The sequence below is a fragment of the Pantoea sp. USHLN298 genome, assembly GCF_037149395.1.
Lineage (GTDB): Bacteria > Pseudomonadota > Gammaproteobacteria > Enterobacterales > Enterobacteriaceae > Pantoea > Pantoea astica.
The window spans coordinates 582697-603644 of record NZ_JBBCRO010000001.1 but is presented as its reverse complement, the minus strand read 5'-3'; the positions used below and the strand labels follow the sequence as shown (position 1 = coordinate 603644).

Genomic DNA, 20948 nt, shown 5'->3' with positions numbered 1-20948 from the left:
TAAACTTGGCGTCACATCTTGCGGAATGCAAAAGGAAAAAATGTCATGCGCACCGTATTAAACGTCCTTAATTTTGTTCTGGGTGGCTTTTTCACCACTCTGAGCTGGCTGTTTGCCACCTTAATCAGCATTGTGCTGGTCTTTACCCTGCCGCTGACCCGCTCCTGCTGGGAGATTACCCGATTGTCACTGTTACCCTTTGGTAATGAGGCGGTACACGTTGATGTCCTGCGCCCGGAGAGTAAAAGCCACATCATGAACACCGGCGGAACCCTGCTGAATATCTTCTGGCTGATCTTCTTCGGCTGGTGGCTCTGCCTGTCTCATATTTCGATCGGCATTGTGCAGTGCATCAGCATCATCGGCATTCCGGTGGGTATCGCCAACTTCAAAATTGCCGCCATTGCCCTGTGGCCGGTGGGACGCCGCGTGGTCTCCGTAGAAGAGGCGCGCGCCGCGCGCGAAGCCAATGCCCGTCGCTATTAGTATGATGTCGAAGAACCTGCCCGGCTGGCGGCAGTATCTGTTTAATAGTACCTGGCGCTACCTGCTGCGCATTCTGTTTGCGCTCGGCGGGTGTGCGGCCATTCCCTGGTGGCTGCAGCAGATTGAGTGGACCATCCCTCTGACACTGGGCGTGGTGGCTGCCGCGCTGGCTGACCTTGACGATCGGCTGACCGGGCGTCTGAAGAATCTGCTGATCACCCTGCTCTGTTTTTGTATCGCTTCGGTGTCGGTTGAACTGCTGTTCCCCTATCCGCTGGCCTTTATGGCCGGGCTGGCGATATCGACCTGGGGTTTCATCCTGCTGGGTGCTCTCGGCCAGCGTTACGCCACCATCGCGTTTGGCGCGCTGCTGATTGCGGTCTACACCATGCTCGGCATTGGGCTGTTCAGCCAGTGGTATATGCAGCCGATGCTGCTGCTGGTAGGCGCACTCTGGTATAACCTGCTGACCCTGCTCGGTCATCTGATGTTTCCGGTCCGGCCGGTGCAGGAACAACTGGCGGGCAGTTTTTCCCAACTGGCGCGTTATCTGGATGCCAAGGCAAATCTGTTCGATCCGGATGCGGGCGAACAGGACGATGCCACCTTTATCGATGCCGCGATGGTTAACAGTCAGTTAGTGGCGCAGCTCAATCTGACCAAGACCACGCTGCAGAGTCGCCTGCGAGGCGATCGCGGTTCACGCGGCACCCGTCGCAGCCTGCACTACTACTTTGTGGCGCAGGACATCCACGAACGGGCCAGCTCCTCCCATCTGCAATATCATCTGCTGCGGGGCGACTGGCGCTACAACGAAATTCTGTTCCGGTTTCAGCGTCTGCTGAATATGCAGGCCCAGGCCTGTCGCCAGCTGGCACATTCGATCCTGATGCGGGAGAGATGGGTTCATGACAGCCGGTTTGAGCGGGCTTTTGAACGGCTGCAGAAGGCGATAGAACGGCTGGAGCAGCGTGAGCCGGAGGCGACCCATACCCGTGCGCTTTACTGGCTACTGCGCAACCTGCGGGCTATTGACGCGCAGTTGGCCTCGGTTGAATCAGAACAGACGCTGGCGGGTGAAGATCCTCAACACAGCGATAATTTGTTGTCGCGCGAGGGATTAAATGGCTGGAGCGATATCAGACTGCGTTTCAGTCGCCACCTTTCCCCCGCCTCCGCGCTGTTCCGTCATGCGGTGCGGATGTCAGTGGTGCTGTGTATCGGTTACGGTTTCATTCAGGTCACCGGCCTGGAACGGGGTTACTGGATACTTCTCACCAGCCTGTTCGTCTGTCAGCCCAACTACAATGCGACACAACGGCGGCTGGCGTTGCGTATTGGTGGCACGCTGGCGGGGATCGCGATTGGTCTGCCGGTGCTCTGGCTGGTCCCTTCTGTCGAGGGACAGCTGATTCTGATTGTCATCAGCGGCGTGCTGTTTTTCGCCTTCAGACAGGTACAGTATGCCCAGGCAACGCTGTTCATCACCCTGCTGGTGCTGCTCTGTTTCAACCTGCTGGGCGAAGGCTTTGAAGTGGCATTACCGCGCGTGGTCGATACGCTGCTGGGCTGTGGCCTGGCCTGGCTGGCCGTCGCCTTTATCTGGCCTGACTGGCGCTTTCGCCAGCTTCCGGCGGTGGCAGAACGGACCTTACAGGCCAACTGCCGCTACCTGGATGCCATCATGGAACAGTACCATCAGGGCAAAGATAACCGCCTTGCTTATCGTATTGCCCGGCGGGATGCGCATAATGCCGATGCCGAGCTGGCCTCAGTGGTGTCGAACATGAGCAGCGAAAGCCGCACCAGTCAGACGATGCGTGAGTCCGCTTTCCAGTTGCTCTGCTCTAATCACTCATTCCTGAGCTATATCTCTGCGCTGGGAGCGCATCGCGATAAAATTGATGAGCCGCAACTGCTCGCCTTACTGGATGACACCGTCTGTTATGTCGAGGATGTGCTGCAAACGGACGTCGTCAGCGACCAGCAGGCGGAGGAGATGCGTCAACTCCTTACCCAGCGAATCGGCCAGCTGGCCGCCGATGCGGATACGCGCGCGCCACTGGTATTACAGCAACTCGGCTTGCTGGTGGCGCTGATGCCAGACGTGGCCCGCCTGCGCCGCACGCTAAATTCTCACTAACTTCCGCCGCTCTTTGGGTTCAGCGTCATCAGTACGGTGCGCTGAAACCAGGCATTCAGCTCCGCCCTGACCGACAGCGGCAGGGCCGCATAATGATGGCCTGATATCGCCCCCTGAAGCGCCAGCAACGTCTGCAATCCTACATGCTGGTTGACGGCTTTCAGCCTCAGCCAGCACTGCTTAGCGCCAATGTCATACAGATGCTGTACGTTCAGGATGCCCGCTTCATGCAACATCATCTCCAGGCGTACGCTGAGGTTAGGAAGATCTTTTAACCGGATGGATGACTGCTTATGATGCTGATCGAACTGAGCGGTCTCCAGCGACGCGGCTGATAATCTCAGCAGATGCGTCGGTTCCTGCCAGAGCGCGTCATCAACCCGATAGTAGTTCAGGCTGACCATCACGCCACGCTTGCGAAATACCAGTGGCTCCAGCGGACGCTGCGTAATGTATTCCCGCAGGGGTTCGCTGGCTCGCAGGTAAAGTGCATCATTGTTAACTAAAGCAAAAACCACCCGTTCCACGGCCAGCGCATAGCCGCCAAACTGGGTGCGTGACTCGATGGTTCCCAGCGGGGCCAGACGTTCCCGGGAGCGTTCGACAATCGGATTAACCTTTTTCATCACACCACCTCCATGTTATAGAAATATCTGAAATCACGTTTGCTTTCAGGCAATTAGAAGATAGGAAAAAGCCTTTGCAGGTTCAATGAATAATTAACGGTTCAGCTAACCTTGTGGTGTTTTTGCGAGGCGTTTTCAGAAATTTGGGTTGATCTTTATGCGGAACGACAGTACTGTATATTCATACAGTCCACTGCTGAGTGATTAACTTATGCGAACACAACATCCGAATAATGCACGCTATGCTCATCATTACGCGTCCTCTTCTGTCCCCGCTTCTCATCGTGGCTGGATCACCGAGTTACGCTATAGTGAGCAGCCTGGAATGATGCAGATGTTATTGTTGCCGCTGCTGCAGCAGTTGAGTCAGCAATCACGCTGGCAGTTGTGGTTAACGCCGGCACATAAACTGAATCGCGCCTGGCTGCAGCAATCCGGTTTGCCACTGGATAAAAGCATGCATATTGCTGATTCTGAGCGTCTGAACGCGGTTGAGGCGATGATTAAAGCGCTGCGGACTGGAAATTATAGTGTCGTTTTGGCATGGATTCCGTACGAACTGGATGAAGATGAGCGACGTCAACTGGAAAATGCGGCAGCGGAAGGTGATGCCCTGGGATTGATTTTACGGTCGAGTGGATCACCAGAAGCGCCTCTCGGACCACAAAATGCGCTAAAAATTCAGTCGGATTTGTTTCATTAAGTAAAAATCAGAAGTTTCTCAAGAACTATTTCTTATCTGTTGTCGCTAAACCACTGATTCTGTTAGTTCGAGCGTTGACAATGGTTTAGCAGTTTTTTTGGGCATTGAGCCACGACAATAACACCAGGCTAATTGTTAGAATTTGTGTATAAATCTCTGTTTTTTTACAGAAGCGCCTCACATCATACTTGTAAGTTTCCAATCTCGTTGTAGACTTTATCTCGCCAGGGTGCTCAATAACCTCCGTTTTTTTGCGGTAGAGTCATAAGCGAGCGTTTTGACCCGGCGAAGGATTAAACCAAGAGCAACCTTTTTGCTCATTGCCTATTTGGATGATAACGAGGCGCAAAATGAAAAAGACAGCTATCGCAATTGCAGTGGCACTGGCTGGCTTCGCTACCGTAGCGCAGGCCGCTCCGAAAGATGACACCTGGTACACCGGTGCTAAACTGGGCTGGTCTCAGTATCACGACACTGGTTACTACGGTAACGGTTACCAAAACAATGACGGTCCAACTCACGAAAGCCAGCTGGGTGCAGGTGCATTCGTTGGTTACCAGGCAAATCCATACCTGGGCTTCGAGCTGGGCTATGACTGGCTGGGTCGCATGCCTAACAAAGGCAACGTGACTAACGGCGCATTCAAAGCACAGGGCGTTCAGCTGGCAGCTAAACTGAGCTACCCAATCTATGACGATCTGGACGTGTACACTCGTCTGGGCGGCATGGTATGGCGTGCAGACGCAACCCAGACTAACCCAACTACTGGCCGCATCAGCGACCACGACACCGGCGTTTCTCCGCTGGCTGCCGTTGGTGTTGAGTATGCGCTGACCAAAAACTGGGCAACCCGTCTGGATTACCAGTGGGTTAACAACATCGGTGATGCACAGACCGTTGGTACCCGTCCGGACAACGGCATGCTGAGCGTAGGCGTTTCATACCGCTTCGGTCAGGATGAAGCTGCTCCAGCACCGGCTCCAGCACCAGCACCAGCGCCAGTTGTTGAAACCAAGCGTTTCACTCTGAAGTCTGACGTTCTGTTCACCTTCAACAAAGCTACCCTGAAGCCAGAAGGCCAGCAGGCTCTGGATCAGCTGTACAGCCAGCTGAGCTCAATGGATCCTAAAGATGGTTCCGTTGTCGTACTGGGCTTCACCGATCGCATCGGTTCAGAGCAGTACAACCAGAAACTGTCTGAGAAACGTGCTCAGTCAGTGGTAGATTACCTGGTATCTAAAGGTATTCCTTCTAACAAAATCTCTGCACGTGGCATGGGTGAATCTAACCCAGTTACCGGCAACACCTGTGACAGCGTGAAAGGCCGTAATGCCCTGATCGACTGCCTGGCGCCGGACCGTCGTGTAGAAATCGACGTTAAAGGCATCAAAGACGTTGTAACTCAGCCACAGGCTTAAGTTTACACGTAATAAAAAACCCCGCTAAGGCGGGGTTTTTTTATGTCATCGTTCCGGTCAGCGACCCTGCTCTGAGACGCTCTGCCAGCTAAAATGAGTGGCTCCTGAGAGCTGGCTTACTCTTTCTCTGAACCCGAGTTACCGAGAATCGCCTGTAAATCTTCCCGCAGACTCGACATCTGGGTAGCGTACTTCTCTTTGCGTTCAGCATCTTCAATTAACTGGACCACCGTCTCCGATAACGTACTGTTTCGCCGCTGCGCCAGTCCAGCCAGTCGTTGCCAGACCAGATACTCCAGATCGATAGACTTTTTACGCGTGTGCTGATGTTCAGCATTAAAGTGACGTTTGCGACGCGCACGGATGGTCTGTTTTAACCGGTTATCCAGATCCGGATGAATGTGCTCTGCAATCCATTCGTTGACCGTCACCGGATTATTTTCCATCGCCAGCAGTTTATCGACTGCCGCCTGCGCCGCACTTAACTCAAGGTGACGCGTGATCAGTTCACCTTCCCGATGTTTTTTCACCAGGTATTTCCATTTCCATCCACATTCAAGATTTTCGAGTTGCTGGTATTTCATCGGAATCTCATCGTGATCACGTAACGAGCTAAGAATAACAGCTTTTTTCCCGGATGCAGCAACGAAAAACATGCTGTCAATGTCACATCTTCAACAGGAAGTCTGCAGTGCTTAACAAGGGTGAATCCTGTATAATCTCGCTTTTCTTAAATCAGACAAATGCGATTATTTTGACCAGCACCCAACTTACGTGGCAAACCTTACAGCCGGATAGCGCGCAATACCAATCCGTTTTTTCCCGAATTGCTGATGAAGAAACCGATGCTCTGGCAGCGGTACAGCCCCGATTGCTGAATGCTCTGGCGCATTTACATCACCAGTCGCAGGGATTCCCGTTACTGCTGGTGCGTAGCCAGGAAAATCGCGACTACCTGGCACTGATTGCTCAGGCCGCGCAGCGCGTCATGGAGGAATCCACCACGCTGTATGGTGGCGATTACCATATCATGGCCGATAACGTCACGCTGCAGCCCCCTTCAGACCCTCAACGCCCTTTCACCAGTCAGGGTGGCATTCATTTCGCCGACTGGATTGAAACCGAACAGCTGTTTGGTTGTGTCCGCCAGTATAAAGATCGTATTCAGCTTGAGCCGGGACTGATCCATCGCGCCAACGGTGGCACGCTGGTGCTCACGCTGCGCAGTTTTATGACCCAGCCTATTCTCTGGTTACGCCTGAAGAAATGTATTGAGCAAGGCTATGTTGAATGGACCTCGCAGGATGAGCGACGCCCCTTGCCGGTCGCGATACCGCCACTGCCGCTCCAGTTAAATCTGGTGCTGTGCGGCGATCGTGAAGCACTGGCTGACTTTCAGGAGCTCGATCCTGAAGCCCATGAAATGGCTATCTATACCGAATTTGAAGAGAACATTCAGATTCTGGATGAAGATGACATGCTTGCCTGGTGCCGCTGGACCGCCGATCTGGCACAACAGGCTGAGCTGCCGCTGCCGGAAACCGATTTCTGGCCAGAGCTGATTAAAGAAGGCGTACGCTACAGCGGCGATCAGGAGACGTTACCGCTCTGCCCGCGCTGGTTACAGCGTCAGATGCGTGAGTCCGCGCTGATGGGCGATAAAATCAATGCGGAAGCGCTGCGTGATGCGCTGGAAGCTCGCCTGTGGCGTGAAAATTATCTCAACGAGCGGATGCGCGATGAGATCCTGCTGAAACAGATCCTGATTGAGACTGAAGGTGAAGTGGTCGGTCAGATCAACGGCCTGTCGGTAGTGGAATATCCTGGCCATCCTCGCGCCTGGGGTGATCCATCGCGTATTACCTGTGTGGTGCATCCTGGCGACGGCGAGTTTACCGATGTTGAGCGCAAAGCCGAGCTGGGCGGTAACATTCATGCAAAAGGCATGATGATTATGCAGGCCTATCTGATTGCCGAGCTGGAACTGGATCAGCAACTGCCCTTCTCAGCTTCGCTGGTATTTGAACAGTCCTATTCTGAAGTGGACGGCGACAGCGCCTCGCTGGCTGAACTCTGTGCGCTGATCAGCGCGCTGGCTAACCAGCCGGTCAATCAGCAAATTGCCGTCACTGGCTCAGTCGATCAGTTCGGTAACGTGCAGCCGGTTGGCGGTCTGAACGAGAAAATCGAAGGCTTCTTTGATATCTGCCATCAGCGTGAACTGACCGGTCAGCAGGGCGTGATTATACCCGCCTGCAATGTGCGACACCTGAGTCTGAATCAGGCTGTGGTCAGTGCGGTTGAGCAAGGTCGCTTTCATATCTGGGCGATTGACCGTGCTGATGAAGCCCTGCCGCTGCTGACGGGCAAGGTCTGGGATACTGAGGATGGTGAAGGCGACACCCTGCTGCGCACCATTCAGGAACGCATTAGCCAACTGAACCAGCCGGACGCGCCGCACCGTCCCTGGGGACTGCGCTGGCTTAACTGGTTTAACCACCGTTAATCCGATTTGCTCAGCGTACAACTGTTCGCTAATATTCGTGATTCACTAAAAAAAGGCTTATTGTAAACATGGTAGATAAACGCGAATCCTATACCAAAGAAGACCTGATTCTGTCAGGTCGTGGTGAACTGTTTGGCGAAAATGGTCCGCCGCTTCCGTCAGGCAACATGTTGATGATGGACCGCGTGGTCAAGATGACCGAAGACGGCGGCAAATATGATAAAGGTTTTGTTGAAGCTGAACTGGATATCAATCCTGACCTCTGGTTCTTCGGCTGCCACTTCATTGGCGACCCGGTCATGCCTGGCTGCTTAGGCCTGGATGCGATGTGGCAACTGGTTGGTTTCTATCTTGGATGGCTGGGCGGCGAAGGTAAAGGTCGTGCGCTGGGCGTGGGTGAAGTGAAATTTACTGGTCAGGTCCTGCCTGAAGCGAAGAAAGTGACTTACCGTATCCATTTCAAACGCGTTATCAACCGCAAACTGGTCATGGGCGTTGCCGATGGCGAGGTGCTGGTCGACGGCAACCTGATCTATACGGCCAGCGATCTGAAAGTGGGCCTGTTCAAAGACACGGCGGCTTTCTAAACGTTTCCCCCAGAAACGAAAACCTCCGCGCGCAGCGGAGGTTATATTCCCTTTTCAGTGACATCCGGCTAGGCAGCGACCGACCTGTCCTCCATGGCTTGTCGCCAACCTCCCAACCAGTGAGACTTAGCGTCAATCATCTGATACGGACACATCTCTTTTGAGCGTCCAGTAATGCCTGCCTGATAACCACGTGAATGGGCGCGCTCAAGGCGGTCTCGTTTCTGTCTCTTCATACTCCGTGTCCCTCATGTAAGGTCTGTGGAATCTGGTGGAAAGAAAAAGGTGGTGAATTAATGTTCAACCACACTAATGTTCTACCCGCTACGCGCCCAAAGATCAATGCGCAATCTTCACGCCAATGTCATAAATGTGACCTCTGACCGACAAAATGATGCTTTTTTGTGATGCGGATGACAGCACTATCCCGCTGATTAAGCTAAGAAAAAAGCCCCTGTTTCTCGTCAATCGTGCTTAACGAAAAATCAGGGGCTTAGCTTATTTATTCATACTCTTCTTAATTTAACGCAACCGTACTGTTGGCAATCTGCTGTGCGGTTTGCTGCCAGCCCGCCGCCAGCGTTCTGACCAGCGCATCGTAGCCATCTTCATTCTGAGGCAGCGCCAGGTTAAATGCCTGCTTGGTCAGACGGCCCTGATGTTCCAGCGTCCACTCGCCACTGATCACTGCCTTGCCGTCATAGCGGCCCTGGAAGCCGGTGATGGTCACGTTGAGCGTGTCGTGCTGCGCACCCATCGGCGTACCCGCCACCAGTCGTCCTGGCAGAGCTTTGCTGAGGTTGGTAATCAGCGTCTGCTGCAGCTGCTGATCGAGCGGGCTGGCCCACAGATTATTGGCGGCAATAACATATTTCACGTCACTGGTCTGATAAACCAGCCCGTTACCCGCCAGATAATCCGGTACCGTCACCTGCTGCACCCACAACATCGGTTGCGCTTCATTCAGGCTGCTGCTGCTGACCTTCATCGGGGCGGCCCCGGAAGGCAGCTGATACCAGGTATTATCGATGGTGCTGCTGCACGCGCTCAGCAGCAGCGCGGCAGAGAGTATCATTCCTTTTTTCACTGTTTCGCCCTCTTAGGCTGGGGATCCTGTCCCGGTTTCGCCTCAAACACCAGCGCGTTGCTCTTAGTATTGAGCGTTTTCAGTACCGGCTGCAGTTCGCGCAGCACCTGATCGAGTCGCTGCATATCCCCGACCAGCTTGCTGTAAGCCGGCGAGCCTGGCTGCAGGCCTTTCATGCTACGGTTCAGCTCACGCAATGTCTGCTGCATATCTTCCGGCAGCGTTTTCATTGCCGGGCTGGCCGTGACTTTATTGACGTTATCGATGGTGCGTTGCAGATCACGCATCGTTTTCTGGCTCTCTTTCAGCGTGCCGGTCGCTTCATTAATCATACCGTTAAGTGGCAGGCCATTGATCTTATCCAGCGCCGCCATCAGCTTCTGCTGGATCTGGCTCAGACCACCGCTGACGGTCGGAATCACTTCGTAACCCGACACTTTTTGCGGCCCTTTATAGGCTGGAGCATTGTCGTAGAAGTCCAGATCAACATACAACGCGCCTGACAGCAGGTTGCCGGTTTTCAGCGTGGCACGTAGCCCGCGCTTCTTACCATCCTGCAGATGCTGTTGCAGATCGAAGTTCTCACCCAGTCGGCTGATAAACCGATCCGGTTCGATGCGAATCAATACCGGAACGCGGTAATCATTGTTCAGCGCCTGATCGAGGCCCGCTTTCATCAGCGGCGCTTCCGACACTGTACCCAGGCGAATGCCGCGGAATTCAACCGGTGCACCGGCCTGCAGGCCACGAATCGAGTCGGTAAAGAACAGCAGATAATCAATATGATTGGTATACAGCGAGTCCTGAATGCTGCGTTGATCATCAAACAGATGATAATCAGACTGATTCTTCGCCGCCTGGCCCAGATCCCAGCCATCCGGCACATCAAAGCTGACGCCGCCGCTGAACAGCGTGGTCAGCGACCCCATTTCCACCCGCATACCGGAAGCGGACATATCAACAGCAATGCCGCTATCCTTCCAGAAGCGGACATTGGTGGTTACCAGCCGATCGTACGGTGCCGCGATAAACAGCTGATAGGTCATCATGCGTTTATCGGTATCGAAGGTGCTGGTTTCCACCGTCCCGACGCGATAGCCACGGAACAGTACCGGATCGCCCGGGTTAAGCTGGCCAGCTTTTTTGCTGTCGAGGATGATGCGAATCCCTTTGGCATCCGGCGGCGCTAACGGTGGCGCATCCAGCAGGTTAAACTGCTCTGGCGCTTCACTTTTGGTACCCGGCTGTAATTCAATGTAGGCACCCGACAGCAGGGTTCCCAACCCGCTGATACCTTCGCGACCAATCTGCGGCTTCACCACCCAGAAAACACTGTCTTTGTGCAACAGTTTTCCCATCCCGGCATTGAGGCGGGCCTTGATTTCAACGTGATGCAGATCGTCGCTCAGTACCGCGCTCTCCACCACGCCGACATCCACGCTGCGGCTTTTAATGGTGGTTTTGCCGGCTTCGATACCCTCGGCATTTTCGGTAATCAGGGTCACTTCCGGCCCCTGATGACTGAAGTGATAAAACAGAATCCATCCGCCGATTAACAGCGTGACGATGGGGACAATCCAGACCGGCGACCAGCGCTTGATCTGCTCCACCTTTGCGTGGCCGTGGTTAATTTCCGTCAAGGCGCGACTCCTTTACATTGTTTTCGCGTACACGATCCCAGGTTAATCGCGGGTCAAAGGTCATTGCAGCAATCATGGTCAGAATAACCACCAGCGCAAATAACACCGCGCCCCACGCGGGATAAACACTCATCAGTTGCCCCATGCGCACCAGCGCAGAGAGCACGGCAATCACAAATACGTCGATCATCGACCAGCGGCCAACAAACTCGACCACTTCATAAATCAGGTGCATCTTGTGGCTATCATGCCGTCCGCGTCCGCCTGCATCCCAGCAGAGCCAGCCAATCGCCAGCATTTTCAGCGTCGGCACCATAATGCTGGCGATAAAGATCACCAGCGCCACCGGATAAGAACCGTCGCTCCAGAGTAAGATGACGCCCGCCATGATATTGGAGGGATACGCGCTCCCCAGCGTTTCTGTCACCATGATCGGCATCAGATTCGCGGGAATATAGAGAATGACGGAGGTCAGCAGCAGCGACAGCGTCCATTGCAGGCTGTGCTTACGGCGCGCAGAAGCGACCACTCCGCAGCGCGTACAATGACGCTGCGTGGCCGGCAAAATGGCAGTGCAGCAGGGACAGGAGCGTAAATCCTGCTGCAGGCCAGTGACACCGACCCGGGGAGGATGCGGCAGCGCCGGCATCGGCGCAATGTTCTGCCAGAGCTGACGCCGGTCAACGCACTGAAAGGCCCGCAGCTGCAGCAGGCAGAACAGGCACCAAGGCCAGAAGCTGGTTTCCAGCCCGATGTCACCATAAGCCATCAGCTTAACGAAACTGACCAGCACCCCCGCCATAAATATTTCAGCCATACCCCAGTTGCGTAGCTGAAACAGAATGCGCGCCAGCCCCAGTTTCAGCCGGGTCGGTAACGGAACCGGATTCACCAGCAGCAGGATAGTGACCATGCAGAACGCCGGGATAGCCTGTACAAACAGCAGGAACAGGGTCGCCAGACTGCTGTAGTCTTCTGACACCATCACCTGCGGTATCTCGGCCAGGCTGATCTGACTGCTGAGCCCGGCCACTTTCATGGTGATAAACGGAAACAGATTGGCCAGCAGCAGCATAAACAGAGCCGCCAGCGCATAACCGGTTGGCCGTTTGCGTGGCTCGTGCCAGTTTGCCGTAAGAGAAGTGTGGCAGCGCGGGCATGAGGCACGGCTGCCAACGGGAATGTCCGGCAGCTTATTCATTAAATCGCATTGTGGACAGAGCATCCACGCGTCACTTTTATCTGCTGAACACATCCGTTATCCCTTGATCTACGCGCCGTTTTTCATTGATTCAAGCTCTTCCCAGCGCGCGAAAGCGGTTTCCAGTTCCTGCTCAGCCTGCGCCAGATTGTCCAGTACCGGTTGGGTCTGGTCGTGGGCCTGGCTGAAGAAATCCGGATGACTCATTTTCGCCTGCAGTTCACCAATGCGCGCTTCCAGCTGTTCCAGCTTTTGCGGCAACTGTTCCAGCTCACGCGCCAGGTTATAGCTTAGTTTGTTGGCGCTGCGTTTGGCAGTATCACTTTTCTCTGCCGCAGGTTTTGCCACACTGCCGCCGGTTTTGGCCGGAGCCGACGCTTTCTGCTGCTTGTAAGCCGCACGCTGTTGCTGGGCATCGTGATAGCCACCGACGAAGGTGCCAATCTCACCGTTGCCTTCAAAGATCCAGCACTCGGTTACCGTATTGTCGACAAACTGACGATCGTGGCTCACCAGCAGCACGGTACCCTGATAGCCATCAATCAACTCTTCCAGCAGCTCCAGCGTTTCCACGTCGAGGTCGTTGGTCGGTTCATCGAGGATCATCAGGTTGCTGGGACGCAGGAACAGACGTGCCAGCAACAGGCGGTTACGCTCACCACCGGACAAGGCGCGCACCGGCGTCATGGCGCGTTTCGGATGGAACAGGAAGTCCTGCAGGTAACCCAGCACATGCCGCGGCTTGCCGTTGACCAGCACTTCCTGTTTACCTTCTGCCAGGTTATCCATCACGGTGCGATCCGGATCGAGTTCGGCGCGGTGCTGGTCGAAGTAGGCGACCTCCAGCTTGGTGCCGGAATGCACGCGACCATGATCGGCTTGCAACTGCTGCAACATCAGGCGCAGTAACGTGGTTTTACCGCAGCCGTTCGGGCCGATCAGGGCAATTTTATCGCCACGCATCACCTGGGTAGAGAAGTCTTTCACCAGCACTTTGCCATCAACCGCATAGTCGACGTTTTCCAGCTCAAACACGATTTTGCCGGATCGGGAGGCTTCGCCCACCTGCATATTGGCTTTACCCATCACTTCGCGACGTTCTGAACGTTCACGACGCAACGCTTTCAGCGCACGCACACGGCCTTCATTACGGGTACGACGCGCTTTGATACCTTGGCGAATCCAGACCTCTTCCTGCGCCAGCTTGCGGTCAAATTCCGCGTTCTGCATCTCTTCAACGCGCAGCGCTTCCTCTTTCCCTTCCAGATAGAGATCATAATTGCCTGGCCAGGAGACCAGCTTGCCGCGGTCGAGATCGACAATTCGCGTCGCCATGTTGCGAATAAACGAACGGTCATGGGAGATAAAGACAATGCTGCCGCTGAAGTTCTTCAGGAACGTTTCCAGCCAGTCGATGGTTTCGATATCGAGGTGGTTAGTTGGCTCATCCAGCATCAGTACGCGCGGATTGCTGACCAGCGCACGGCCCAGCGCCGCTTTACGCAGCCAGCCGCCCGACAGCGAAGAGAGTTCGGTATCAGGCTCCAGACCAATCTGTTCCAGCACATCATTGATGCGGCTTTCCAGCTGCCACAAATTCTGATGGTCGAGAATGCTTTGCAGACGCGCCATCTCATTGAGGTTTTTATCGCTGGGGTCCTCCATCACCACATGGGAAATGGCGTGATAAGCCTTGAGATGTTCGGCCTGCTCTTCCACGCCTTCGGCGACGAAGTCATAAACGGAACCGGTAATATTGCGTGGCGGGTCCTGCTGCAGACGCGCAACAACTAAATCGGTTTCATAGACGATGCGACCATCATCCAGCGGTTGTTCGCCATTGATGATCTTCATCAGGGTCGATTTACCGGCACCGTTACGGCCCACCAGACAGACGCGTTCGTTCTCTTCGATGTGCAGTTCGGTGTTGTCTAACAGCGGCGCATCGCTGAAGGAGAGATAAGCGCCGTGAATACTGATTAATGACATGTAAACTTATTCCTTACCGGCGTGAGTGATCAGCCAGCAGTTGTGAATTTGACGGTTACGCGCGAAGTCCTGCGACTGCGTTTTCTGGGTAATGTCCTGCGCCTGCAGACCCAACGCCTTCAGACCATCCATATCCATTTTGAAACCACGTTTGTTGTTGGAGAACATGATGGTGCCACCGCGGCGCAGCAGGCGCTTCAGGTTGCGCATCAGCATCATGTGATCGCGCTGGACATCGAAGCTCTCTTCCATTCGTTTTGAGTTTGAGAAGGTTGGCGGATCGATAAAGATCAGGTCAAAATTCTCATCACTTTCATTCAGCCAGCTCAGGCAATCAGCCTGCATCAGACGGTGCTGCCGCCCGGTCAGGCCATTGAGCCGTAAATTGCGCTCCGCCCACTCCAGATAGGTTCGCGACATATCTACCGTAGTGGTAGACCGCGCGCCGCCCAGACCAGCATGGACGCTGGCGGTGCCGGTGTAAGCGAACAGGTTGAGGAAATCTTTCCCCTGACTCATCTGACCCAGCATTTTGCGCGCAATACGGTGATCAAGGAACAGACCGGTGTCGAGATAATCGGTCAGATTGACCCAGAAGCGCGCATTAAACTCTTTCACTTCGAAATAGTCGCCCTTCTCGCCCAGCTTCTGATACTGCGCTTTACCTTTCTGGCGTTCACGCGTTTTCAGAATCAGACGGTCAGCGGGCAGTTCGAGCACGGTCAGCGTGGCGCTGATCACATCGAACAGACGCTGACGCGCTTTATTCGGATCGATGGTTTTCGGCGGTGCATATTCCTGGATAATGACCCAGTCAGCGTAACGATCGACCGCGACGTTATAATCTGGCAAATCGGCATCATAAATGCGGTAGCACTCAATGCCTTCCTGACGCGCCCACTTATCCAGCTTCTTCAGGTTTTTACGCAGACGGTTGGCATAATCTTCCGCGATCTGCCCGGCGCTCTCACCGCTGTTGACCGACAGCTGATAATTTTTCTGTACGCAATCCAGCGGGCCATTTTTTGCTTTGAACTGGCGATCGGCACGCAGTTGCAGACAGCTCAGCAGCTCCGGTGACGCGCTGAACAGCGACAGATTCCAGCCGCCAAAGTGCAGCTTCATCAGACGTCCGAGCTGGCTGTGCAGCGCAATCAGCGCTGGCTCGCTCTCCAGACGTTCACCGTAAGGCGGATTACTCAGCACCGTGCCGTGGATCAGCGGATCGACCGGATTGGTCAGCTTGAGCAAATCCTGCTGAGCGAAGGTAAAGAGTTCGAACACGCCAGCACGCCGGGCATTGGCCTGCGCCCACTCCAGCACCCGACCATTGTTGTCATAGCCAAAGAAGCGCGCCTGGGTTGCCGCCGTGCCGTTACGGGCGCGGTTCTGCGCCTCGGTTTTCACTTCCTGCCACAGCGCAGCGTTGAACTGACTCCACGCCGTGAAGCCCCAGTGCTTACGCAACAGGCCAGGCGCACGATCGCAGGCGATCAGCGCCGCTTCAATCAGCAGCGTACCTGAACCACACATTGGATCGATCAGCGGTGTGGTCGGCTGCCAGCCTGAGCGCAGCACAATCGCCGCTGCCAGGTTCTCTTTCAGCGGCGCCTGGCCGGTCTGCTGACGGTAGCCGCGCTGATGCAGCGCGCTGCCGCTCAGATCCAGCGCAATGCTGGCGCGATCGTCATTCAGCCAGACGTTGATGCGGATGTCCGCCTGTTCGCGATCCACATTCGGACGCTCCAGGTTCTGGCGGGTGAAGCTATCGACAATGGCGTCTTTCACTTTCAGAGCGCCGAACTGGCTGTTGCGAATCGAATCGTTGGTGCCGCTGAAGTGCACTACAAAGGTTTTATCACTGCCGAACATCGTCGGCCAGTCAACACTTTGCACGCCAAGGTAAAGATCCAGATCGCTGTAGACGCCAAACTCTCCCAGCGGCAGCAGGATACGTGAGGCTAAACGGCTCCACATCAGGCTTTGGTACATGACGCGCTCATCGGCCTGGTAGTGGACGCCGCCCTGCACCACTTGCAAATCCTGCGCGCCCAGCGCGTCCAGCTCACTTTTTAACAGCTCTTCGAGCCCACGCGCCGTGCTGGCAAACAGAGAATTCATATCGTCACTTTTTAACTCTTGAGAAAATTGTCGCGCATTATAGCGAATCGCAGACCTATGTCATAAAGTTAGCTACTTTTGTCGTGCGCGTCGGGTTCAAGGAGAACACCATGATTACGCTTTCCCGCTTATTTATTCATCCTGTGAAGTCAATGCGGGGACTGCAACTGTCACATGCGCAGGTGTCAGACAGTGGACTGGCGTTTGATCGCCTGTTTATGGTGACTGAACCTGATGGAACCTTTATTACCGCGCGGCAGTATCCGGAGATGGTCCGTTTTACGCCGGTTCTGTTACCTGATGGCCTGCTGCTGCAGGCGCCGGACGGCAGTCATATCCCCATCCGCTTCAGCGATTTCAGTCAGCAGGACCATCCGACCGAAGTCTGGGGTAATCATTTCACCGCCCGTATCGCGCCCGAGCCGATCAATCAGTGGCTAAGCCAGTTCTTTCCGCGCGAGGTGCAACTGCGCTGGGTCGGCCCGCAACCTACCCGACGGGTCAGACATTTTGAAACGGTCCCGCTCAGCTTTGCTGATGGTTTTCCTTTCTTGCTGGTCAACAGTGCGTCGTTACAGGATCTGCAACAGCGCTGCCCGGCCAGCGTACGTATGGAACAGTTTCGTCCGAACCTGGTGATCAGCGGTCCCGCCGCCTGGGAAGAAGACAGCTGGGCAGAACTGCAGATTGGCGAGGTGGTTTTTGAGGTCACCAAGCCGTGCAGCCGCTGTGTGTTTACCACCGTCAGCCCGGAAACCGGGCATAAACATCCGGCAGGCCAGCCGCTGGCAACATTACAACGCTTTCGCAGCGCGCAGGATGGCAGCGGCGATGTCGATTTTGGCCTGAATTTAATTGCCCGCAATTCGGGCGTGGTGCGGGCGGGCGATAACGTCACCGTGATTAAACGCCACACGCCGCGCGTCTACGGTGCCGGCGCAGTGGTTGAGACACTGGAACCGCAGCAACAGGCACCCTCAGCGGTGAAGATTACGTTTCAGGGCCAGACCTTTACCGGCGATAATCAGCAGGTCTTGCTGGAGCAGCTGGAGATGCAGGGTTTCCGCATCCCCTACTCCTGTCGGGCGGGTTTATGCGGCAGTTGTAAACTCAGGCTGGTAGCGGGCGAGGTTAAGGCGCTGAAGCAAAGCGCCATTCGTCAGGACGGCACGCTGTTAAGTTGCAGCTGTATCCCGGCTGGCGATGTGGAGCTGAACTGAAGTCAGACGGCGCGAGCGTAGCGCGGAATAATATCCTGACAGTAAGGTTGCAGGCGGTCGTTCATCACCTTGATGGCATCGCCGAGCACCATCGCTTTTCCCGCCAGGGTCAGGCCAGGCTGCGCCAGCAGGCATAGCGCGGCGTTATCACCGTTTTCAACCACCAGCAGACGCGCCTGTTCGCCATTTTCCGCCAGCGTCACCTGCACCATCTCACCCACGTTTGGCCGCATAGCGGGCGCATAAGAGGTGAAATGCCAGCTTTTCGGCATCAGCGGTTTCAGGAATCGCGACGCCACCAGCGCATTTAACACCAGTTCTGCGCGGTGCTGGCTGCTCAACTTACACTGGCGACAGGTCTCTTCAAAAGTGAAAAAGAGCGCAGCGTCATCAACACAAAAGCCGGATTGATTAAACGCGTCCGGAGTGAGCATTTTGCGCGAATAACGGGAACGAAAAAGCATACCGTCAGCCAGGTCGAGCATCATTCGGTCGTGGCTGGCGTCAAAATACCAACGCCAGTTATCATCAGGTTTGATTTTCATAGTGTGCCCTGTATTTACCGCTGCGCCAAAAATCACGCAGAATTCAGCGAAAAATGAAACATAAGGAAAAGCTGAAAATTCGTGCAACAGGCCAAAATATAAACGAGCCGGAAGGATAAATAAACCCCCCGGCCTGCGATAGTAAGAAATGTCTTAGAGATAAGTGACGATATCTTTAATTAATCCGGGTCCCTGATAAATAAAGCCTGAATAAATCTGGACCAGCGTCGCACCCGCAGCGATCTTTTCGCGTGCCGCCGTCAGTGAATCAATCCCGCCAACGCCAATGATCGGCAGCTGACCTTTCAGCTCCTGGGAGAGACGCTGAATCACCGCGGTGCTGCGCGACTGGACCGGACGGCCGCTTAGCCCACCCGCTTCTTCCGCATATTTAAGACCACTGACCAGTGAACGATCCAGGGTGGTATTGGTAGCAATCACGCCATCTATCTGATGACGAACTAAACTGTCAGCGACCTGAATTAACTCATCTTCAGAAAGGTCGGGCGCAATTTTTACCGCCACCGGCACATATTTTAAGTGACGCTGTTCCAGCTCTTTTTGTTTTTGTTTGATTGAGGCCAGCAGATCGTCCAGTGCTTCGCCATATTGCAGTGAGCGTAAACCCGGCGTGTTCGGTGAGGAGATATTGATGGCGATATAACCGGCATGGGCATAGACCTTCTCCATGCAGATCAGATAATCCTCTTTGCCCTGCTCGACCGGCGTATCTTTATTTTTGCCGATATTAATCCCCAGCACGCCCGTAAATCGCGATTTTTTCACGTTCTCGACCAGGTGATCGACACCAAGATTGTTGAACCCCATGCGATTAATAATGCCGCCCGCTTCGACTAAACGAAACATCCGCGGTTTGTCATTCCCCGGCTGGGCGCGCGGCGTGACGGTGCCAACTTCAACAAAACCGAATCCCATGGCACCAAACGCGTCAATACATTCGGCGTTTTTATCCAGACCTGCCGCCAGGCCGAGGGCATTTTTAAAGGTTAATCCCATGCAGGTTACCGGACGTGACGGCAGTTTCTGGCGGAATAACCCTTCCAGCGGCGTGCCGCTCATAAAACGCAGTTGCTGAAAGGTGAGTTCGTGCGCGCGTTCGGGGTCGAGTTTAAACAGCGCCGGTCGGACGATAGGATAAAACATGCACTCTCCTGAAGGACGGAAGCAATCGTGAAAGTCGGTGCACGGGAAAATGTGCGCCAGAATGGTAAAGTGCTCTGGCGCAAAAGTAAATCGAACGGCGGGGATGCGGGAAAGTATCTGAACGGGAGTTGATCTTACCCCGCGGAATCGTTTACGGGGCTGATTGGGGCGTCAGCCGGAAACAGATATTCGCGCAGAATACCGCGACGCAGCATGATGCCGAAAATGCCAATGCAGACGAACGCTTCCGCCAGCACCATCGACCAGGCTGCGCCAATCGCGCCATATTGCCAGGCCAGCAGACAGCAGAGCGGCACGTTAATCACTCCCGCCGCCATCATCACCATCATACGCTGGCGCGCCAGGCCATGTGGGATCAGGATCTGTAAGCCCGCCGGATAAGAGATATTGCCGAACAGGAAGCAGAGCACAAATACCCGCAGCACGTCAGCCGACGGCATAAAGGCTTTGCCCAGGAGCAGCGACACCACCTGATCGGCAAACAGCCAGGTAAATATCACGATCGACAGGCTGAGAGAGAAAGAGAGCAGCAGACTTTTGCGCGTCGCAGCGATTGCGGCACGCTTATCGCGCCCGAACAGGTGACTGACGCGCGGGAAAAAGGCGCTACCGATCTGTTCCGGCACCGAGTTGGCCGCTTTACGCAGGCGATCCGCCCCGTTGTAAATCCCCACCATATAGTGCGAGGTAAACGACGCGAGGATCACCACGTTAACGCTGTTAAACAGGTTGGCACCGGCAATGGCGATAAACACATCCATGCTGTCGGTGATGCGCTGTTTAATTTCGCGTGGCTCAAAGCGGTAACGGCCAATGACCTTCATCTCCAGCACAAACTTCAGCGTAATGGCGGCACTGATAATCGAAACCGCACCTGGAATCAGGGCAGCCAGCCAGGTATCAGCCGGGGTTTTGACCAGCAGAAAAGTCAGCGGGATGGCACAGAAGTTACCAAAGGTGGCGATCACCGCCGTTTTACCGAGCTTCTCAAATCCCTGCATCAGCCAGCCGAAGGAGAACAGCGAGCCGATCAGCGTGGTGCAGTTGGCGAGGATAATAAAGAACAGCGGATGCCAGGCGGGATTAAACCAGGTTGCCGTCAGCAGGGTGCCACTGGTGAGCACCAGCAGCATCAGTTTGGCATTAAAGGTTGACCAGAACAGCTGGCTGACCCGCGCTTTGTCATCACGATGCTGAGCAATATCTTTGGTGGTAAAGACATTGAATCCCCAGTCGGAGATGGTGCTGCAATAGAGCACACAGGCAATGGCCAGTGCCAGGGTCCCCATCTGCTCAACACCCAGAATACGGGCCAGATAGGGTAACGTCGCCAGCGGAAACAGAAACGAGGCGCCGCGGTACGCCAGCAGCGAGAAGATATTAACTATCAGACTTTTATCAAGAACTTTTGCCATGTCGCAACAACCTTATACACATTGCATGTCTCACCTTCTCATTTCGCTAAGGCATAAACAATATCGCTACACACTT

18 protein-coding genes are annotated in these 20948 nt (G+C 54.7%); 7 read left to right on the top strand and 11 right to left on the bottom strand.

Going from position 1 to position 20948, the window contains the following annotated elements; translation table 11 throughout:
* Positions 1 to 45 precede the first annotated feature (45 nt).
* On the top strand, positions 46 to 486 hold the full coding sequence (locus WFK59_RS02900) for a YccF domain-containing protein (protein ID WP_233984694.1): 441 nt from the start codon (positions 46 to 48) through the stop codon (positions 484 to 486).
* Positions 470 to 2629: a YccS family putative transporter gene (gene yccS / locus WFK59_RS02895; RefSeq protein WP_336754966.1), complete on the top strand. Its 2160-nt coding sequence runs from the start codon at positions 470 to 472 to the stop codon at positions 2627 to 2629. The genes WFK59_RS02900 and yccS overlap by 17 nt, the downstream gene beginning before the upstream one ends.
* On the opposite strand, the gene WFK59_RS02890 is transcribed toward yccS, so the two are convergent.
* Positions 2626 to 3255, bottom strand: coding sequence for a TfoX/Sxy family DNA transformation protein (locus WFK59_RS02890; RefSeq protein ID WP_233984696.1), 630 nt, complete (start codon positions 3253 to 3255; stop codon positions 2626 to 2628). The genes yccS and WFK59_RS02890 overlap by 4 nt on opposite strands.
* Before the next feature lie 211 nt (positions 3256 to 3466).
* On the opposite strand from WFK59_RS02890, the gene sulA reads away from it, so the two are divergent.
* Positions 3467 to 3958: an SOS-induced cell division inhibitor SulA gene (sulA, locus tag WFK59_RS02885; protein WP_233984697.1), complete on the top strand. Its 492-nt coding sequence runs from the start codon at positions 3467 to 3469 to the stop codon at positions 3956 to 3958.
* A gap of 350 nt (positions 3959 to 4308) precedes the next feature.
* Positions 4309 to 5376, top strand: a complete 1068-nt coding sequence (gene ompA, locus WFK59_RS02880; protein ID WP_094120105.1) for a porin OmpA — start codon at positions 4309 to 4311, stop codon at positions 5374 to 5376.
* A gap of 116 nt (positions 5377 to 5492) precedes the next feature.
* Here the strand turns inward: ompA and matP are convergent, their stop codons facing one another.
* Positions 5493 to 5960: a macrodomain Ter protein MatP gene (matP, locus tag WFK59_RS02875; RefSeq protein ID WP_143807274.1), complete on the bottom strand. Its 468-nt coding sequence runs from the start codon at positions 5958 to 5960 to the stop codon at positions 5493 to 5495.
* A gap of 53 nt (positions 5961 to 6013) precedes the next feature.
* Between matP and WFK59_RS02870 the strand changes: the two genes are divergently transcribed.
* Both WFK59_RS02870 and fabA read left to right on the top strand, forming a co-directional pair.
* A complete protein-coding gene (locus WFK59_RS02870; protein WP_233984698.1) occupies positions 6014 to 7882 on the top strand; it encodes an AAA family ATPase in 1869 nt (622 codons plus the stop codon).
* Positions 7883 to 7950: 68 nt separating this feature from the next.
* Positions 7951 to 8469, top strand: coding sequence for a bifunctional 3-hydroxydecanoyl-ACP dehydratase/trans-2-decenoyl-ACP isomerase (fabA, locus tag WFK59_RS02865; RefSeq protein ID WP_008925876.1), 519 nt, complete (start codon positions 7951 to 7953; stop codon positions 8467 to 8469).
* Between the two features lie 68 nt (positions 8470 to 8537).
* Here the strand turns inward: fabA and rmf are convergent, their stop codons facing one another.
* The 6 genes from rmf to rlmKL all read right to left on the bottom strand — a co-directional run bounded on the left by rmf (position 8538) and on the right by rlmKL (position 16507).
* Positions 8538 to 8705: a ribosome modulation factor gene (gene rmf, locus WFK59_RS02860; RefSeq protein ID WP_072050988.1), complete on the bottom strand. Its 168-nt coding sequence runs from the start codon at positions 8703 to 8705 to the stop codon at positions 8538 to 8540.
* Between the two features lie 281 nt (positions 8706 to 8986).
* A complete protein-coding gene (gene pqiC / locus WFK59_RS02855) occupies positions 8987 to 9556 on the bottom strand; it encodes a membrane integrity-associated transporter subunit PqiC (protein WP_233984699.1) in 570 nt (189 codons plus the stop codon).
* Positions 9553 to 11196 carry an intermembrane transport protein PqiB gene (gene pqiB / locus WFK59_RS02850; protein WP_233984700.1) on the bottom strand — a complete coding sequence of 548 codons (1644 nt, stop codon included), beginning with the start codon at positions 11194 to 11196 and terminating at the stop codon, positions 9553 to 9555. The genes pqiC and pqiB overlap by 4 nt, the downstream gene beginning before the upstream one ends.
* Positions 11183 to 12451, bottom strand: a complete 1269-nt coding sequence (gene pqiA, locus WFK59_RS02845; protein WP_233984701.1) for a membrane integrity-associated transporter subunit PqiA — start codon at positions 12449 to 12451, stop codon at positions 11183 to 11185. The genes pqiB and pqiA overlap by 14 nt, the downstream gene beginning before the upstream one ends.
* Positions 12452 to 12466: 15 nt before the next feature.
* On the bottom strand, positions 12467 to 14386 hold the full coding sequence (locus WFK59_RS02840; RefSeq protein ID WP_233984702.1) for an ABC transporter ATP-binding protein: 1920 nt from the start codon (positions 14384 to 14386) through the stop codon (positions 12467 to 12469).
* Between the two features lie 6 nt (positions 14387 to 14392).
* Positions 14393 to 16507: a bifunctional 23S rRNA (guanine(2069)-N(7))-methyltransferase RlmK/23S rRNA (guanine(2445)-N(2))-methyltransferase RlmL gene (gene rlmKL, locus WFK59_RS02835; RefSeq protein ID WP_233984703.1), complete on the bottom strand. Its 2115-nt coding sequence runs from the start codon at positions 16505 to 16507 to the stop codon at positions 14393 to 14395.
* A 110-nt stretch (positions 16508 to 16617) separates the two neighbouring features.
* Here rlmKL and WFK59_RS02830 point away from each other — a divergent pair, with 110 nt between their 5' ends.
* On the top strand, positions 16618 to 17727 hold the full coding sequence (locus tag WFK59_RS02830; protein WP_233984704.1) for a YcbX family protein: 1110 nt from the start codon (positions 16618 to 16620) through the stop codon (positions 17725 to 17727).
* A 2-nt stretch (positions 17728 to 17729) separates the two neighbouring features.
* Here WFK59_RS02830 and WFK59_RS02825 read toward each other — a convergent pair whose 3' ends face one another.
* From WFK59_RS02825 to WFK59_RS02815, 3 genes are all read right to left on the bottom strand, one after another.
* Positions 17730 to 18272, bottom strand: coding sequence for a cell division protein ZapC (locus tag WFK59_RS02825; RefSeq protein ID WP_233984705.1), 543 nt, complete (start codon positions 18270 to 18272; stop codon positions 17730 to 17732).
* A gap of 153 nt (positions 18273 to 18425) precedes the next feature.
* Positions 18426 to 19436, bottom strand: a complete 1011-nt coding sequence (gene pyrD / locus WFK59_RS02820) for a quinone-dependent dihydroorotate dehydrogenase (protein WP_336754964.1) — start codon at positions 19434 to 19436, stop codon at positions 18426 to 18428.
* Positions 19437 to 19570: 134 nt separating this feature from the next.
* Positions 19571 to 20872 carry a flippase gene (locus WFK59_RS02815; RefSeq protein WP_336754963.1) on the bottom strand — a complete coding sequence of 434 codons (1302 nt, stop codon included), beginning with the start codon at positions 20870 to 20872 and terminating at the stop codon, positions 19571 to 19573.
* Positions 20873 to 20948: the final 76 nt, after the last annotated feature.